The 15,818-nt window shown below is 33.8% G+C and carries 17 protein-coding genes; 13 read left to right on the top strand and 4 right to left on the bottom strand.

Annotated elements, in window-relative coordinates:
* The first annotated feature begins 7 nt into the window (after positions 1 to 7).
* The 3 genes from ACFSQS_RS05515 to rpmA all read left to right on the top strand — a co-directional run bounded on the left by ACFSQS_RS05515 (position 8) and on the right by rpmA (position 3,741).
* Positions 8 to 2,356, top strand: coding sequence for a TonB-dependent siderophore receptor (locus ACFSQS_RS05515; RefSeq protein ID WP_388015366.1), 2,349 nt, complete (start codon positions 8 to 10; stop codon positions 2,354 to 2,356).
* A gap of 602 nt (positions 2,357 to 2,958) precedes the next feature.
* Entirely contained in the window at positions 2,959 to 3,453 is a 495-nt protein-coding gene (gene rplU / locus ACFSQS_RS05510; RefSeq protein WP_388015363.1) for a 50S ribosomal protein L21, read from the top strand.
* A gap of 27 nt (positions 3,454 to 3,480) precedes the next feature.
* Positions 3,481 to 3,741: a 50S ribosomal protein L27 gene (gene rpmA / locus ACFSQS_RS05505; protein ID WP_034041951.1), complete on the top strand. Its 261-nt coding sequence runs from the start codon at positions 3,481 to 3,483 to the stop codon at positions 3,739 to 3,741.
* A gap of 61 nt (positions 3,742 to 3,802) precedes the next feature.
* Here the strand turns inward: rpmA and ACFSQS_RS05500 are convergent, their stop codons facing one another.
* Positions 3,803 to 4,276 carry a DUF1569 domain-containing protein gene (locus ACFSQS_RS05500; RefSeq protein ID WP_388015359.1) on the bottom strand — a complete coding sequence of 158 codons (474 nt, stop codon included), beginning with the start codon at positions 4,274 to 4,276 and terminating at the stop codon, positions 3,803 to 3,805.
* Positions 4,277 to 4,356: 80 nt separating this feature from the next.
* Here ACFSQS_RS05500 and ACFSQS_RS05495 point away from each other — a divergent pair, with 80 nt between their 5' ends.
* Positions 4,357 to 4,629 (top strand): hypothetical protein, encoded by a 273-nt coding sequence (locus tag ACFSQS_RS05495; RefSeq protein ID WP_388015356.1) that lies wholly within the window; start codon positions 4,357 to 4,359, stop codon positions 4,627 to 4,629.
* A gap of 86 nt (positions 4,630 to 4,715) precedes the next feature.
* Positions 4,716 to 6,242, top strand: coding sequence for a hypothetical protein (locus tag ACFSQS_RS05490; protein WP_388015353.1), 1,527 nt, complete (start codon positions 4,716 to 4,718; stop codon positions 6,240 to 6,242).
* A gap of 58 nt (positions 6,243 to 6,300) precedes the next feature.
* Here ACFSQS_RS05490 and ACFSQS_RS05485 read toward each other — a convergent pair whose 3' ends face one another.
* Entirely contained in the window at positions 6,301 to 6,771 is a 471-nt protein-coding gene (locus ACFSQS_RS05485) for a very short patch repair endonuclease (RefSeq protein ID WP_388015350.1), read from the bottom strand.
* A gap of 170 nt (positions 6,772 to 6,941) precedes the next feature.
* Between ACFSQS_RS05485 and ACFSQS_RS05480 the strand changes: the two genes are divergently transcribed.
* Positions 6,942 to 7,511: an Eco47II family restriction endonuclease gene (locus ACFSQS_RS05480; protein ID WP_388015347.1), complete on the top strand. Its 570-nt coding sequence runs from the start codon at positions 6,942 to 6,944 to the stop codon at positions 7,509 to 7,511.
* Positions 7,512 to 7,558: 47 nt separating this feature from the next.
* Here ACFSQS_RS05480 and dcm read toward each other — a convergent pair whose 3' ends face one another.
* Complete coding sequence (gene dcm / locus ACFSQS_RS05475; RefSeq protein ID WP_388017195.1) at positions 7,559 to 8,830, bottom strand: DNA (cytosine-5-)-methyltransferase; 1,272 nt, start codon at positions 8,828 to 8,830, stop codon at positions 7,559 to 7,561.
* Positions 8,831 to 9,131: 301 nt separating this feature from the next.
* A complete protein-coding gene (gene ahcY, locus ACFSQS_RS05470; RefSeq protein WP_388015344.1) occupies positions 9,132 to 10,448 on the bottom strand; it encodes an adenosylhomocysteinase in 1,317 nt (438 codons plus the stop codon).
* 132 nt (positions 10,449 to 10,580) lie between these two features.
* Between ahcY and ACFSQS_RS05465 the strand changes: the two genes are divergently transcribed.
* The 7 genes from ACFSQS_RS05465 (at position 10,581) to arfB (ending at position 15,563) form a co-directional block, all read left to right on the top strand.
* On the top strand, positions 10,581 to 11,204 hold the full coding sequence (locus ACFSQS_RS05465) for a 4'-phosphopantetheinyl transferase family protein (RefSeq protein ID WP_388015341.1): 624 nt from the start codon (positions 10,581 to 10,583) through the stop codon (positions 11,202 to 11,204).
* A 101-nt stretch (positions 11,205 to 11,305) separates the two neighbouring features.
* On the top strand, positions 11,306 to 12,037 hold the full coding sequence (locus tag ACFSQS_RS05460) for a geranylgeranylglyceryl/heptaprenylglyceryl phosphate synthase (RefSeq protein WP_388015338.1): 732 nt from the start codon (positions 11,306 to 11,308) through the stop codon (positions 12,035 to 12,037).
* Positions 12,038 to 12,199: 162 nt separating this feature from the next.
* Entirely contained in the window at positions 12,200 to 12,460 is a 261-nt protein-coding gene (locus ACFSQS_RS05455) for a thiamine-binding protein (RefSeq protein ID WP_388015335.1), read from the top strand.
* Complete coding sequence (gene pnuC / locus ACFSQS_RS05450) at positions 12,444 to 13,076, top strand: nicotinamide riboside transporter PnuC (protein WP_388015332.1); 633 nt, start codon at positions 12,444 to 12,446, stop codon at positions 13,074 to 13,076. The genes ACFSQS_RS05455 and pnuC overlap by 17 nt, the downstream gene beginning before the upstream one ends.
* A complete protein-coding gene (locus tag ACFSQS_RS05445) occupies positions 13,037 to 13,606 on the top strand; it encodes an AAA family ATPase (RefSeq protein WP_388015329.1) in 570 nt (189 codons plus the stop codon). The genes pnuC and ACFSQS_RS05445 overlap by 40 nt, the downstream gene beginning before the upstream one ends.
* Positions 13,606 to 15,159, top strand: coding sequence for a DUF4301 family protein (locus ACFSQS_RS05440; protein WP_388015326.1), 1,554 nt, complete (start codon positions 13,606 to 13,608; stop codon positions 15,157 to 15,159). The genes ACFSQS_RS05445 and ACFSQS_RS05440 overlap by 1 nt, the downstream gene beginning before the upstream one ends.
* Positions 15,156 to 15,563 (top strand): alternative ribosome rescue aminoacyl-tRNA hydrolase ArfB, encoded by a 408-nt coding sequence (gene arfB, locus ACFSQS_RS05435; RefSeq protein ID WP_388015323.1) that lies wholly within the window; start codon positions 15,156 to 15,158, stop codon positions 15,561 to 15,563. Before ACFSQS_RS05440 ends, arfB begins: the two co-directional genes overlap by 4 nt.
* Positions 15,564 to 15,818: the final 255 nt, after the last annotated feature.

Genomic DNA, 15,818 nt, shown 5'->3' with positions numbered 1-15,818 from the left:
CACAAAAATGAAAAACAAATTTTTTACAGTCCTTTTATGCTTGTATAGTCTTACAAGTATGGCGCAAAACATTACAATTACTGGAACCGTTACCGATGAAGGCAATGTTCCCATTCCTGGTGTTTCCATTGTTTTAGAAAACACCTCCACTGGAACCGCAACAGATTTTGACGGTAAATACACCTTACAAGTACCTCAAGATGGACAAGCTCTATTATTTTCTGCTATCGGTTTTAGAACCATTAAAAAAGATATCAGTGCACAACAAAACCAAGTGCTTAATGTAAGGTTGCAAGAAGAAATTACGCAGTTAACCGAGGCTACCATAAAAATGGAGCGTCGATTAAAAGTTAACAAGCTTAACATTAAAAATCTTGAAGCGCCTATGACAACGCATACCATTAGTGCTAAGTTATTAGACCAAATGGATATTACGAATATCGAAGATGCCTCAAAAAGTATTGCAGGCTTACATTCTGTAAATCGTTACGGCGGATTCCACTTCTTTAATATTAGAGGTTTTGATAATTTTGTTTTATTATATGACGGTATTAGAGACGAACGCCATACCATTACCCGTAGTGCCCCAGTTGCCAATTTTGCCAACGTAGAGCGTATAGAAATGCTTAAAGGGCCTTCAAGTACAATGTTTGGACATTCTGCTTTAGGTGGTATTGTTAATATTATTAGAAAAAAACCGACAAACGAGTTATCTGGTAATTTTAAATTTACAGCTGGAAGCTACGATACTTACAACATGGTTGCAGGTGTTGGAGGGCCACTTACCGATAAAATTCGTTATAGGTTTGATGCTGGTATTGGTAAGACCGATGGTTGGAAAGATGTTAAAGAAAACACTAACAACATGTCTTTGCATTTAGACTATAGAATAGACGATAGAAACAAATTAGACTTATATGCACAGTATAATAACGACTATTACGGTCCAGATACAGGTGTTCCTGGAACTCCAGATGGTAAGCCATTAGCGGGTATTAATCCAGAAACTAACTTTGCAAATCCAAACGATTATTTAACAAATGAGAAAACAGAATTTCAATTAAAATACACTCATTTTTTCAACAATGGCTCAACCTTAACCAATAACTTATCTTATTACGATGATAGTATCGATTATTTAATGGATGAGGTGTTATTTTACAACACAACAACAGAAACTTTCTCCAGAAGAAATGGCCCTTATCATTTTAATCATATCACAAAACCACTAAGTAACCAATTAGATTACACATTCTATTTCGATACAGGTTCGCTAAAGCACAAAAGTATTGCAGGAACCTCGTTTACCTATTTAGATAGAGAAACTATTTATGGTGATATTGTTGTTGGAGACTCAGAATTAGATTTACCTGTTGACGATTTTGTTAACCCAGGGGTAAGACAAGTAACGCCTGCAAGAATGATTTCTATAAAAGAATATGTAACTGGAATCTATTTACAAGATTGGATCACGTTTTCCGATAGATTTAAAATGCTTTTAGGGGGTAGATTAGATATTTTTAACGGCACTTACGATAAAGCGCGGCGTCCAATAAATTCTTCTCCAGATACTTTTTCAGACAGTAAAACTAATTTTAGCTACAGGCTAGCATTTTCTTACCAACCGGTTAAAGACTTTTTAACGACATACGGTTCGGTATCAAGTTTCTTTAGGCCAATACGCTCTCAAGATACTAGAACAGGGAAGTTATTTATACCAGAATCGGGTTATCAAATAGAAGGTGGTGTAAAGTTAGAAGAAACAGACAAATTAAACGTTACCTTATCTGGGTTCTACATTAAGAAAAACGATTTAATTGTAGGGCATAATGTTAGAGAGCAAGTTGGAAGCGCAACATCTACAGGTATAGAATTAGATGCCGATGCTCAACCAGCAAAGGGCTTATACCTTAAGTTAGGGTATGTATTTACAAATGCTTATTTCGATAAATACACTCCAGAGCCCGGAGACACAGACCTATCTAAAAACAAAACCCCTTGGACGCCAGAACATCAAATAAATTCTTGGATTAATTATGAATTCGATAATTATTTTAAAGGTTTAGGTGTGGGCTTAGGTGTTAACTATGTTGGTAAAGCGTTTCAAAACCCAAGAAATACCCAAAGTTTACCAGCCTATACGGTTATGAATGGCACACTATACTACAATGCAACTAGCAATGTAAGAATAGGCTTAAATATTGAAAACCTTACGGATAAATTGTATTTTGACAATTCACTGTCTGATGATGATTTATATTATTATGATGCAGCTTATGCATCAGAACAAGCAACGCACCAAATCTACCCAGGTAGAGGCAGAAACTTTAAATTAAGTTTATCATATAATTTTTAATTAAAAAGAACCTTTATAAACAAAAAATCCCCATTGAGAAATCAACGGGGATTTTTTTACCAATAATTTCTTCTATTTAACTCATACATTTTTAAGAAATTCGAAAAGATTTTTTATGCGGAGTATAAATCAGTAATTCAATATTTTAATAATTACAAAAATTGAAAACATTAGCACTTTCTGTTCGTTTTGGTCTTGTAACAAGCCCACTAATAGTTGCTTATTTTTTTTAATTTTGGCAAGGTTATTAACTTTTTTGGCACATTGTTAGCTTTTAGATTATAAAAAATAAAAAAATCTAAATCGTTTTCTTATGGCTTAGGTTTAAAAACCGGTATCGTTACCGGTTTTTCATCTAATTTACCAGGTGCCATTAATTCGTTTTTAAGGCAGATATAGGCATCATTACCTTTATTGTCGCAATAATGGAAGTAGCTACAACGGTAGTTTCAACACTTAGTGCTATACAGCTTTTTAAAAACACCGGAAATAGCATGCAAAAGAAATAAAACCTTTGCAATTTAATTATTTAGCTTTATATTTGCACCCGCCTTCCGGCAGGCAGGCTCAATTTTTTAACAAATTAACAAATTAAATACGCTATGTACGCAATTGTAGAGATAGCAGGGCATCAATTTAAAGTTGAAAAAGACCAAAAAGTTTTTGTTAACCGTTTACAAACCGAAGAAGGTAAGAAAGTTTCTTTCGATAACGTTCTTTTAATTGGAGATGGAGACAATGTAACTGTAGGCGCCCCAGCTATAGACGGAGCACAGGTTAGTGCAAAAGTCTTAAAGCACCTTAAAGGTGATAAAGTAATCGTTTTCAAAAAGAAAAGACGTAAAGGTTACCGTGTAAAGAACGGACACCGTCAATCTTTATCTGAAATCGTAATAGAAAGCATTGTTGCTTCGGGAGCTAAAAAAGCAGCTCCAAAAAAAGAAGAAGCAAAAGTTGAAACCGCAGCTCCAAAAACTGAGGCTACCCAAGATTTAAGCAAACTAACCGTTGCCGAATTAAAGGAGATGGCTAAAGCAAAAGGGATTGAAGGTATTTCTTCAATGAAAAAAGCCGATTTAATTGCTGCATTAAGCTAATTATTAACACTATAAAAACTTAAGACAATGGCTCATAAAAAAGGAGTAGGTAGTTCTAAGAATGGTAGAGAATCAGAATCGAAACGCTTAGGTGTTAAGATTTTTGGTGGGCAAGCTGCCATTGCTGGAAACATTATCATAAGACAACGTGGTAACACACATCACCCAGGTGAAAATGTTTACCAAGGAAAAGATCACACATTGCACGCGCAAGTTGATGGTCTTGTAAAATTTACAAAGAAAAAAGACAACAAATCTTACGTTTCTATTGAGCCTTTTGAGGCATAGAAATTATTTCTTTTAGATATTTAAAACCTTTCTGTAACATCATCTTTACAGAAAGGTTTTTTTATGCTTTCAAAATATCTCGCACAATTTTTAAATGATGATTGGTATGCATTTCTAAAAACCGCAACGTTTGCTTTTTAGATAATTTCCCGAAAATAAAATGCTTGAAATACGCTTTTTCAGGTAAGGGTTTTAAAGCATCAATATGCTTTTTTGCGGTTTGCAATTGGGCTTTTAAATCTTCATCTAAAATAATATTTGGTGGCTGTACTAGTTTTGGAGCTTTAACTTTTCCTCTGGGAATGTAACCAATGGGGAACAAAACCGTACGCCAAAAACTAAATTTTCGTTTGTAATCTTTCGGATTAGAATTAATTGTCCATTCGCAAACAGCATTAAAAACTTTTAAACTATGGTCTAATTGCCAACCAATACTGGATGTTGTAACCTTAGAATTGGTTTTATCCTTTAAAGGGATATGCTGCTCTATTTCCATTAATAAAGTATGTAAAACCTTATATTCTTTATTGGCCATGGTTTAAATTTATTTTAAAAGATATCGATTAAATTCTTAACTTAGGCTATTGCATATTGTTTTACTTAAAATTATTTATTATGCTACCGTTTAGATCAGAAATTAGAAACTCCCCAACACAACAAACCATCAAGGTTTTTTTAAGCGATGAAAACCTGGGCGCTAAAATAAAAAAACATTTAGAGCATTTTAAGGAAATTGAAATGATTGAGATAAGGGAAAGCATTGGGCAAAACCGAGTAGGCGAAAACATTACGGTTTTCTTGAAAGAAGGTGCAGACATAAATAAAATGAAGCAATCCATCGACTCTAGCTTGTGGTGGTATTTTGAAGAGGATGTGGTGGATGAGTAATTATGCTCTTATAACTTATAAAACAAGAAACCTTTCTTTTTCGAGAAAGGTTTTTTATATTTAATAAATAAGATTTTTTATAGAAAATGATAATTATAGACCCTTATCTTGATAAAAAGTATATTTATGAAGATGTAGATTTTGATGAGCCAGTTAGAATAAGGATTGATAGGGATTCTTATGATAAAATAACGGGACTAAGAATAATAAGTCCTAGACTTGTTTTCGAACGATGCTTTTTTAATAACGAAGTTTCTATTACAACAAATGGAAATATTGATGTAGAATTTAGGATAAGTTTTAAAGGTTGTCTTGTTAATTCATTGATAGGGTCATTTATTTCAACAAATAATATAATAATTCATTGTTTTAGTAGTCATTTTGAACGTTTTGATATTCATAATAAATTTGTTAAATTTTTATATATAAATAATTGTTTTGGATCTTTCTACATAGAAGGGTGTAACAATTTAAAGATAAGCTATACAAAGGAGAATATTTATTATCAAGTATGGAAAAGACTTTTTAGAAGTAACAATGAAATTATAAAAACAGAAACTAAATTTGATGTTAAAGATGTAAAGAAAATGACATTCTATACTAATGAAAAGCCAATAAGTTTAGGAGATTTTGAGGATATTATTGATTTTGATAAAATTAAGTTTGGAGAAAAACACAGAGCAAAGTGTTCTATTCCTCAATCTGATATAGAAAAATTAAATATATCTCTATCATTAGATTACACTAATGGATTTGGTCATAAAAACACTTCAGTAAAAGAGGGAAGATTAAGAAATCTTACTCTAAGAGGTCATCCTGAAGGTCAAGTTACAATTGAAAACTTAATTATTGAAAATATTTTTCTTTATAAATTTTCTCCTGTTGGCAATTTTAATTTAATGGAAATTGAATCAAATAAGGAATATAATTATTTTGAGATTAAAAATTCTGTTCTAGATAATACTTGGTTTTATGGAATTAACTTTAATAATTTTAAAAAAATAGCTTTCTATAAATCTTCATTTGTAAATACAAAAATTACTTCTTGTATTTTCCCTAGTGTGAAAACGATAGAAAAACAAATTAAAAGTACAAAAAGTGTTTATTATCCTAACAAAATTGATCCAGTGTTCTATAGAGAACAATATGAGTTATTTTTAGAATTAAAATTGGCATTTGATAAAGGAGGAAATATTTATGAATCCCAAAAAATGAAGGCTGTTGCTTTAAAATCACTTGAAAACGTAAAAAATTTGAGCTTTTGGGATGAGAAACTTATTTTGCTAATGAATAAGTTTTCAAATAACAATGGAGTATCTCCATTAAGGGCTTTTGGATGGTTTTTATTTTTAGTTATAGTTTTCCAAGCTTTTAATCTTTTGTCATTTAAATCAATTTACTTTGATTTAAATGGTAATAATACTTGGGATTTGTTTTACGAAAATTTTAGATACCTTATTGTTATAGCTAATCCTGCTCACAAACTATCATCATTGGCTCCAGCAAATGAGTTAACCACAGGGACGTATGTTGTTAGTTTTTTCTCTAGAATATTTATTGGTTATATATATTATCAGTTTATAGTTGCTTTTAGGAGATTTGGTAAATTTTAAATTTCCTGCGATAGAGATTGCATTTTTTTAAAATAAAACGCCAAAAGCGACATGAAATTCACGGGTTTTCGCCCGTATAAATATAAACCATCACATCGTTAATGCATTTGTCGAGTTCTTTTATTATGTCGTGGTCCCAAAACCTAAAAACGGTATAGCCCAAATTTTTCAATTCTAAATTTACTTCTTTATCGCGTTGCATATTGCGCTCTATTTTAGGAATCCAAAATCCGCGATTGGATTTAAGTTGAGCTTTTCTTTCCTGCCAATTGTACCCGTGCCAAAATGCACCGTCGATAAAAACAGCTAGCTTGTGTTTTTGAATAGACACATCGGGTTTGCCAAAAAGTTTTTTGGAGTTTACACGATACCTTACGCCTTTAGCCCATAGCGCTTTTCTGAACAGCAATTCCGGTTTGGTGTTTTTACTTTTTATTTTACTCATTATTTTAGAGCGTTTCCTGGTGGTGTAGAAACCAGATTCTTCATTGAATCTCGGGACTTTTATTTTCTTATATTCGTAATCCATAAACTATTCTAATATAAGAATTTCATGAGCGATTCGAAAAACAACTATCTCGATTTTATAACTGATGCCCATTTTTTACAATGTATTTCTAACTTGCATCAATCGTATTTAGAAGCAAAAAAAGAATTTACAAAATCAAAGTATTAAACAATAAGGTTGATGTTTTTAAGTTGACATTTGATTCGAAATTTAATGAAATATCCGAAGAAGATTTATTAAAAATAGAAATGGCTCGACAAATTGATAAATCTGTTAATAATGCCATTGGAACTTTTCACGAGGAAATTTTAGGCGGTGTTAAGGGGTATTCCCATGGGAAACTTAGTGGTTATGATATAAAAGCCGATGACGATTCTATTTTTGCAGAAGTAAAGAATAAACACAATACAATGAATAGTAGTTCTGCTGAAAGTGCTTTTCAAAAACTAGCGCGCTTTGCAGACGATAATAGGCAAGCAAAATGCTATTTAGTTCAAATTTTAGCAAAGAAAAGTTTCGAGAAAAAGTGGGAAGGCATAATTAACGGTAAAGAATATAGCCATAGTAGAGTTTATATGATTTCTGGAGATAAATTCTACAGTATGCTAACAGGTGATAGGAATGCGCTTTTTAAATTATATAAAATCTTACCAAAAGCGATTGATGATTTCTTGAAAAACATTGAGGGTAAATCTGAAAGCGAAACCAGTGCCTTAACGGATATTTCCGAAAATGCTAAAAAAACAATAGAAATATTTTAGATGAAATTACTTTTGAGAATTTCTGTCATTATGATGGTTTTGGGGCTTTAAACAACTAAAGCTTTTGGTTGATTTTCTTTTAGTTCTTTGTTTTCGTAAACTTTATTTAAAAACGAAATAATAGAGTAACCGATTTCTTTAGCTAGATTTACTGGTACTGCATTACCTATTTGTTTGTATTGTTGAGAAACGGAGCCTTCAAAATGCCAATTATCAGGAAAAGTTTGAATTCTGGCATATTCCCTAACAGTAAAAGGTCTGGTTTCATCCGGATGGCAGCGTTCGGTTTGTTTTTGTGCAGGACTACAAGTTAATGTTAAGCTTGGTTCATCCCAACCTATTCTTCTTGCCATTCCAGTTTTTCCTCCACCTAAATAAAAGCTTTTTCCCATATATTCCTTTTGAATATCTAGAGGTAAATCTCTCCAATAGCCTTTGGGTGGCACTAAATCCAGTATTTCTTTTTTATGGTCAGGGTATTTTGATCCTTCTGATTTGGGAACTTTGCAATTATATAGCTCTCCTTTTTTAAGAGCATCAACTAAATTGAATATCTTTTTATGAGGTTTTGGGTATTCATAATTAACTTCAATATCCTTTCTGATTCCAACTAAAATCAGGCGTTCTCTTTTTTGAGGTACTCTATAATTAATGGCTTTTAAAACTTTAACAGGGACAACATTGTATCCAATTTCATCGAGTATTGAAATCATCCCTTCTAATGTTTTTCCTTTTTCGTGGCTTAATAAGCCTCGAACATTTTCGCCGATACAAATAGAGGGGTTTACTTGTTTTACCACTCTGGCAAATTCATAAAACAACGTGCCTCTGGCGTCATTTAGCCCTAGTTTTTTTCCAGCATAGCTAAATGCTTGACAGGGAAAACCACCAGTTACCACATCAACTTTTCCTTTGTATTCTTCAAATGTAAAATCTTTTATATTGCCTTCTAATACATTCCAATTTGGGCGGTTCTTTCGTAGGGTTTGGCAAGCCCATTTGTCAATCTCATTTAAAGCAACACATTTCAATCCAGCTTGTTCCATGCCTACGGCAAGCCCACCGGCTCCTGCAAAAAGCTCTAAAACCGAATAATCGTTTTGCGGTTTGGTAAAGTTTGAAACCTCATCGGTTTCGGCTGTATTAAATAAATTTCCTAACAATTGCTGTACGTCTTTTTTACGATAAACCCTATAATTGGAAACGGGTTCTCTTACTGCTTTTAATATGCCTTCTTTATCCCATCTTCTTAGTGTTTCTTTACATTTTCCAACCAATTCTGCTGTTTCAGCTAAGGATAAATATTCTTTCATAACCACGTTATTAAACATTATACATTGGTTACAAATTTAATTTAAAAAACGGCACTTCCAAACTAAATTCGGTAAATCGTGAATTTATTTAAAAAGGTAAGAAACTTGACGTTAAAAACGATGCTGGCGGATAGATTGCGTTAGGGATTGAACGGCTTGTTTGAGCTCCCCGACGCAGGAGGGAGCGAGTAGTGAAAGCCCGACCCTTGTGGTAACGCCCAAATAAAAAAAATCCCAAACAGTGCTGCTTGGGATTTTGTTTTTAGTTTCAGTTTATAAGATTCCCACCTTCGTGGGAATGACAAAATTAATATCTGTAATGCTCTGGTTTATAAGGACCATTAACCGTTACGCCAATATATTCGGCTTGATAGGGTTTTAACTCGGTTAACTCTACGCCTATTTTTGCTAAGTGTAGTTTTGCTACTTTTTCATCGAGATGTTTTGGCAACATATATACATTGTTTTGGTACGCATCGGCGTTGTTCCAAAGCTCGATTTGCGCTAAGGTTTGGTTGGTAAACGAGTTGCTCATTACAAAACTTGGGTGGCCTGTGGCGCATCCTAAATTTACCAAACGCCCTTCGGCAAGTATGATAATATCTTTTCCGTCAATGGTATATTTATCAACCTGTGGCTTAATGGTGTTTTTGGTGTTTCCGTAGTTTTCGTTTAACCAAGCCATTTGTATTTCGTTGTCAAAATGCCCAATATTACAAACTATGGTTTTGTCTTTCATAGCTTTAAAATGCTCTGCGCGAACGATGTCTTTGTTTCCCGTGGTGGTAATTACAATGTCAGAATTGGCAACAACGGTTTCCAATTTCTTCACTTCAAAACCGTCCATGGCAGCTTGCAATGCACAAATTGGGTCTATTTCGGTAACGGTTACAATACTTCCGGCACCTTTAAAAGAGGCCGCTGTACCTTTACCAACATCGCCATAACCACAAACGGTTACGCGTTTTCCGGCTAGCATAATATCTGTTGCTCTACGAATGGCATCAACCGCAGATTCTTTACAACCGTATTTATTATCGAATTTAGATTTGGTAACCGAATCGTTTACGTTAATTGCTGGCATTGGCAATGTTCCGTTTTTTACGCGCTCGTATAGTCTGTGAACACCTGTTGTGGTTTCTTCAGACAAACCTTTAATGCCTGCCGCCAATTCTGGGTATTTATCTAAAACCATATTGGTTAAGTCGCCACCATCATCAAGAATCATGTTTAACGGTTTACGGTCTTCGCCAAAAAATAGGGTTTGCTCGATACACCAATCAAATTCTTCTTCGGTCATATCTTTCCAGGCGTAAACTGCGGTTCCAGCAGCAGCAATGGCAGCAGCAGCTTGGTCTTGTGTAGAGAAAATATTACAAGAACTCCAAGTAACCTCGGCACCTAAAGCCTGCAAGGTTTCAATTAAAACTGCCGTTTGAATCGTCATGTGCAAACAACCAGCAATACGTGCGCCTTTTAAGGGTTGCGAGTCTTTGTATTCTTCACGAAGGCTCATAAGCCCCGGCATTTCGGCTTCTGCTAATTCTATTTCTTTGCGTCCCCAATCGGCAAGCGATATATCTTTTACTTTATTGGCTACGTAAGGAATTGTTTTTGTGCTCATAGTATTTTTTCTTTGTTTTTTAAATGAATTGCCTTTGGGACTTAGCACTAATTTTGGTTAAATTCGCTTATTAAAAAAAGCCAAATCCGCCTTAGGCAGTGCAAAGATAACTAATAACTTTCATAATTTTAAATGCCGCTTTATAAAACCATTACCCCAAACTCACAAACTACTGTTAAAATCTGGAAGATTTCTGAGTCGTATAACGATTTGTTTCAATCCGTTACGTTAAAACCTAACAGTTTAGAGCGTGTTTTGGGTATGAAAAGTGAGCTGCATCAACGTGGATTTTTAAGCGTTCGGAAATTATTGGCTGAATTTGGATATTCTGATGACGATTTGTTTTACGATGACTGCGGAAAGCCCCATTTAAAAGATGGAAAACACATTTCGATAACCCATTCTTTTAATTTTTCGGCAGTTATTGTAAGTGATAATATAGTTGGAATTGATATTGAAAAACAACGCCAAAAAATTAATATTATCGCGCACAAGTTTATTGATTACGAGTTTGGCTATTTAGATGAAAACGATGCCGATTACATAAAAAAACTTACTGCTATTTGGTGTGTAAAAGAATCGTTGTACAAGCTTTACGCCACACCAGGATTGAGTTTTAAAAAGCACTGTTTGGTTATTCCTTTTAATTTATATGATAAAGAAACCGTAGCTTGGATTGATTATAAAACAAAAAAACACCGGTACAATATTAATTTTTTAGAGTTTGAAGGTTTTACTTGTGCGTATGCCATTTAATAGAATCAAAAAGAAAGAAAATAGGTAAATGAAAACACTTTTAAGCATTTTGATATTTAGAATTTGCTTTTTGGAATTTTCGAACCATCATTCGTGTATTTGTGGCTAATAGAAAGATATATCAAAACATACTAAAATCAATTTCTGCCAAAGAAAGGTTATTGGCGGTATTAATAGACCCTGAGAAGTTTTATGTTGAAAATGCGGTTCGTTTCTTTAAAAAAGTAAATCGATCTAGCGCAACCCATATTTTTGTTGGAGGCAGCACCGTTGAAGATAAAGCGACTGAAATACTGGTTTCTGAAATAAAAAAAAATACTGGTTTACCTGTTGTTTTGTTTCCGGGCGATGTTACTCAAATAACAAATAAAGCCGATGCGCTTTTGTTTTTATCTTTAATTTCAGGCAGAAATCCAGAATACCTAATCGGGAAACACGTGGCGTCTATTTCAAAAATAAAAAACTCAAATTTAGAAATATTGTCAACAGGTTATATTTTAATTGAAAGCGGCAAACAAACCGCCGTTGAGCGTGTAACACAAACACAGCCCATGGATAGAAACAACATTCAAAACATAGTCGATACGGCAAAAGCTGGAGAATTGTTAGGTATGAAACTTATATATTTAGAAGCTGGAAGCGGCGCCTTAAATCCTGTAAGTGCAGAAACAATTACAAAAATAAAACAAGACATAAAAATTCCGTTAATCGTTGGCGGTGGCATAAAAAATAAACAACAATTAGAAAAAGCATACCAATCTGGGGCAGATTTAGTTGTTATTGGTACTGCTTTTGAGGAAGACGAATCGTTTTTTAACGATTTACTAAAGTAATTTGCAATGCTGAACTGTCACACTGAGCGCAGCCGAAGTGTTGTTTCAGTATCTCATAAAATAGAGATTCACTCCCGATAGCTATCGGGAGTGTTTCAATATCTCAGCGTCTCATTAAATAGATAAAGATTCCCACCTTCATGGGAATGACAAAAACAAGTTATGAAAATATCAGTAGAATTAACATTAACACCTTTACAGAATGATTTCGAACCAGCAATCATTCATTTTATAAAAAAATTAAGAACATCAAATCTTAAAGTTTTAGAAAACCCTTTAAGCACACAAGTTTATGGCGATTATGATGAGGTGATGAGTTTACTTCAAAATGAAATAAAAGAAGCCTTCCAACTTATTGAAAATGGCTTGCTATACATAAAAATAGTAAAAACAGATAGACAGGATTATGAACCTCATTTTTGAGCTTTTATTTGAGCAATATGCCGATTATCAAACCATTGACATTGTTCTGGAAATTATAGCCGTTATTTTTGGCTTTCTCTCCGTCTGGTTTTCAAAACAAAATAATGTTTTGGTGTTTCCAACAGGAATGATTAGCACCGTTATTTTTGTGTATTTATTGTTTAAATGGGAATTGTTGGGCGATATGATGATAAACGCTTATTATTTTATAATGAGTGTTTACGGCTGGTATATTTGGACTAGAAAAATTGACGAAACTCAGGTAACGCCTATTACCAGAATGACTTTCAACGAAAAAAAAATAAGTGCATTTATATTTTTAGCAACGCTTTTATTTGTTTTTTTGGTATATAAAACCTTTGATAAATGGACTAGTTGGGTTGCTTATGTTGACACCATTACAACCGCCATATTTTTTGTTGGCATGTGGCTTATGGCAAGACGAAAACTTGAAAATTGGGTGTTTTGGATTATTGGAGACTTAATTTCCATACCGTTATATTTTTACAAAGGCTTTACATTTACTAGTTTTCAATATCTTGGCTTTACATTTATTGCCATATTTGGTTATTTAGCATGGAAGAAAAACTTAAACAGCAACCCGCAAACTGCATAAAAGTAGTTTTATTTGGCCCAGAATCAACAGGAAAAACAACATTGTCAAGGCAATTGGCCAGATACTACAATTCTATTTGGGTGCCCGAATATGCACGCGAATATTTACAAAACAAATGGAATAACGAGCGTAAAACCTGCGAGCCCAAAGATTTATTGCCCATTGCTGAAGGACAAATGAGACTTGAAAACGAATTGGCGCAAAAAACCAATACCGTTTTAATTTGCGATACCGATTTGCTGGAAACCAAGGTATATTCCGAAGCTTATTATTTAGGAACCTGCGACCCCATTTTAGAAAAATATGCCTTACAGAATACTTACAATTTATACTTTTTAACGTATATTGATACGCCTTGGGAAGCTGATGATTTACGCGATAAACCAGAGCATAGAAAAGAAATGTTTCAAGCTTTTGAAAATGCTTTAATAAATAATAACAGACCCTATGTTTTACTAAAAGGCAATAAAAAAGAACGATTAGAAACTGCAATTAAACATATTGATAAACTACTAAAATTTAAAGACTAATGTTTTCAGAAAAAGATATTCAACATATTGAAAAAAAAGGCACAACCCTAAAGCAGATTGAAGCCCAGGTTAACCGCATAAAAAACGGGATGTCTTATTCTAATTTGGTGGAAGCAGCAAATATTGGTAATGGCATTAAAAGTTATAATGAAGCTGAAACACAGAATTTTGCTGCATTATTTGATGCCAAAAGAGACAGTTTAAACATCGTTATGTTCGTACCTGCATCGGGTGCAGCTACACGTATGTTCAAATTTTTGTTTCAGTTTTTAAAAAACTACAACCCTTCAAAAGAAACCATCGAAGAATATGCTGAAAGGCATAACGACAAGCTTATAAAAACCTTTGTTTCAAATTTAGAAAGCTTTCCGTTTTACAGCGAAGTCTTATCGAAAGCAAAAGCGATACACCCCAATTTTGAGAGCTTAACAAAAGACGAAGCGTGTTTAGAATTTGTAAAAACCATGTTGAGCGAAGATGCTTTAAACTATAGTTTTTTACCTAAAGGATTGTTGCCGTTTCATAACTATAAAACAGGAGCTATTACGGCGTTTCATGAGCGTTTATTGGAATCGACTTTGTATGCTTCTTCAAAAAACAAAGCGAACCTTCATTTTACGGTTTCTAAAAAACACCATCCGTATTTTGATTCGGAATTAAACAACATTAAAGCAGATTTAGAACAAAAAACAAACACGGTTTTTAACGTTTCGTATTCGTATCAAAAAGAAGAAACCGAAACCGTAGCCTTAACAACAAATAATGAGATTTACAGAAACGAAGATGGCTCTATTTTGTTTCGTCCCGCTGGCCATGGCGCGTTAATTGAAAATTTGAATGCCATAAATAGCGATCTTATTTTTATTAAAAACGTAGATAACATCGTGGTTTTTAATCGTAACAAAAAACTAGCCAAGTACAAAAAACTCATTGCCGGCGTGCTTATTGAAGCCCAAGAGGAAGCTTTTTCGTTTTTACATAAATTGGATGACGAATCCGTTTCTGAAGCAGATATGCTAAAAATAGCCATGTTTTTATCGACAAAAATGAATGTTCCCATTGGCGATGAATTTGATGATTTACCTTCAAAAAAAAAGAAAGCGTATTTACAAGATAAACTAAACCGACCCATTCGTGTTTGCGCCATGGTTAAAAACGAAGGCGAACCCGGAGGTGGCCCATTTTGGGTTAAGGATGAAAACGGCAACATATCGCTACAAATAGCGGAGTTTGCCCAAATAGATATTGAGAATACCCAACAAGCCAAAATTGTTGAAAACGCAACCCATTTTAACCCAACCGATTTGGTTTGTAGCACCAAAAATTACAAGGGCGAAAAATTCAATCTTTTAAATTTTGTAGATCCCGAGGCGGCTTTTATAACCATGAAAACCCAAAACGGTGTTGATATAAAAGCACTGGAACTACCTGGGCTGTGGAATGGTAGTATGGCCTATTGGAATTCTATTTTTGTTGAAGTACCCGTAGAAACCTTTAATCCTGTAAAAACGGTAAACGATTTGCTAAAACCCGAGCACCAAGATTTGGCATGATTAATAAAGAAGCCCTTTTACAAGAGTTAAAATTTAAAGCCGTTAGAAGTTCTGGTGCTGGCGGACAACATGTAAATAAGGTATCTTCAAAAATTGAGTTGGTTTTTAATGTGTTAGAATCACTTGCGCTTAACGCCCATCAAAAAGAACGTTTGCAAAACAAGCTAAAAAAACGGTTAACCAAAGACGGCCTGCTAATTTTGCAGTGCGAGGAAAGCAGAAGCCAGCATAAAAACAAAGATTTGGTAATTAAGAGGTTTTTAGCTTTGATAACTTCATCTTTAATTGTTCCTAAAAAACGAATTCCAACTAAAATTCCAAAATCGGTTATTAGAAAACGATTGAAGAGCAAACGGCATCGTTCAGAGAAAAAGGCGAATCGAAAAAAACCAGATTTCGATTAAAAAATTATTAATTTTTAACTGTTAATTATTAATTGTTATTTAACTTTGCAGCGTTCTCAAAAAAGGGGTGCTTTTTCAGTTAGCAGTCATCAGTTTTCAGTTAGCAGTCTAAAAATTTAGACTTTTAACTTTTAGCTTTTAATTTTTAACTTCCAAAAGGCTGAGATCATACCCATTGAACCTGAGCAGGTATGCTGCTAAGGAAGGCGATAATCGCCATTTAGAAAAATTATCGACATTGCCGAGGAGTTTATT

The organism is Gelatiniphilus marinus, assembly GCF_042684345.1.
Taxonomy (GTDB): domain Bacteria; phylum Bacteroidota; class Bacteroidia; order Flavobacteriales; family Flavobacteriaceae; genus Gelatiniphilus; species Gelatiniphilus marinus.
Note: the sequence above shows the minus strand (reverse complement) of the source record. Positions and strands in the feature narration are given on the sequence as shown.